A 1,353-nucleotide genomic window follows, 5' to 3' on the forward strand; every position below is an offset into this window, starting at 1 on the left:
CAATAAAGAGGTACCAGGGAGAGCCGCCGCCACCACTAGCCTGGGCGCTGGATCCAATAGAGGAAGGCTCACCTGAGGTTGGTGGGACAGTTACTGCGGTTCCTCCTGCACCCACCACAACATCTGAACTACCAGTAAGAGCAATTGTTTCTGTGTAGAGAACCTGTCCTGCGCCAGCGCCGTATGTGTTGCTGTTGTATGCGTAGGCACCACCGCCACCACCTACGACAACAGCTGTGAGTTTGGTGACTCCAGCAGGGGCAGTAAAAGTTCCTGAGCTAGAAAAAACTACTTCACAAATTCCGGGTGCGATTAACACAGAAGGTGTTGGGCAATTGGTTGCCGCGTGTGCAGGAACCGCTGCCAGACCAGCGAACCCAGCAGATAGACCGACGCCGATGCCGCTCACAACACGAAGTGCAGTTTTATTCACAATATTTCCAATTCTGAGGGTCTTCTATCTTGGACCCGAGTTCAAGACCGAAAACGATTTGCGAAATTGATCGCTGATGTTGAATATACCCTGTTAGGTATCTCGTAATTCGGTCCATTTCTGGCCAATATTTAAAAGGTCCCCATGCAACTCCTTGAGCTCGCGATTTCACGGACAGAGGTTCAACCAGAAGAACCTGCTGTCATTTTCGGCGACATCGTGCTGAGCTGGGGAGAGTTCTTCGATACTGCTGGCCGCCTTGCATCTTTATTTGAAAGCAGAAACATCCGCCCCGGACAAGTCGTGGGGATGACTGGGTTCTCCGCAATCCTGCAGACAGTCATTGTTACTGCCACCTGGTTCAGGGCCGGGATCTCCGCGATTCTTCCAATAGGCCACCTGGAAGCCCCCTCGGTAAATCCTGACTGGATAGTGACGCCAGTTCTTCTGCCCAGCGTCCCGGTTAGTCAGCAAATCTTGTTGGATGAAGTAACGCTCCAAACTCTAGGTTCCTTCACCCCTCAACTTCAGCCAACTCCTTACCCACGTGAAAACTCCGTATGCCACCTTCTGTTCTCAAGCGGAACAACCGGAACGGTAAGGGCCCGAGTAACAGCTGCCAGTTGGCGGACACACCGCCCCTTCATGACAAGCTTGGGGTTTCGCTCCGCGTCCGGATTCAACACTTTTGCTGAGGCGCTGCTATCTGGCACGCCATATTTCATTACTGAAGACGTTGGACAGCTCGTCACCACAATCAATAGATACAAGGTGAGAACACTCCTTACTTCTCCTCACGACGCAGCATTGCTTGCACAACGACTTCACAAAGAAGCACCCGGATTCATAGACCTCACAACAATTCAAACCACGGGAAGTCTCATTCCCAACCATTTGAGAGATCACCTGAGCTCACTCAC

At 51.8% G+C, this 1,353-nt stretch carries 2 protein-coding genes; one reads left to right on the plus strand and one right to left on the minus strand.

Going from position 1 to position 1,353, the window contains the following annotated elements:
* Positions 1–433, minus strand: a 433-nt coding sequence (locus Q0362_RS01270; protein WP_298118948.1) for a glycine-rich domain-containing protein, incomplete at its 3' end; no start/stop codon positions are given.
* Positions 434–577: 144 nt separating this feature from the next.
* On the opposite strand from Q0362_RS01270, the gene Q0362_RS01275 reads away from it, so the two are divergent.
* Positions 578–1,353: hypothetical protein (locus tag Q0362_RS01275; RefSeq protein WP_298118950.1), on the plus strand; the 776-nt coding region annotated here is incomplete at its 3' end.

The organism is uncultured Aurantimicrobium sp., from assembly GCF_936931525.1.
Lineage (GTDB): Bacteria > Actinomycetota > Actinomycetes > Actinomycetales > Microbacteriaceae > Aurantimicrobium.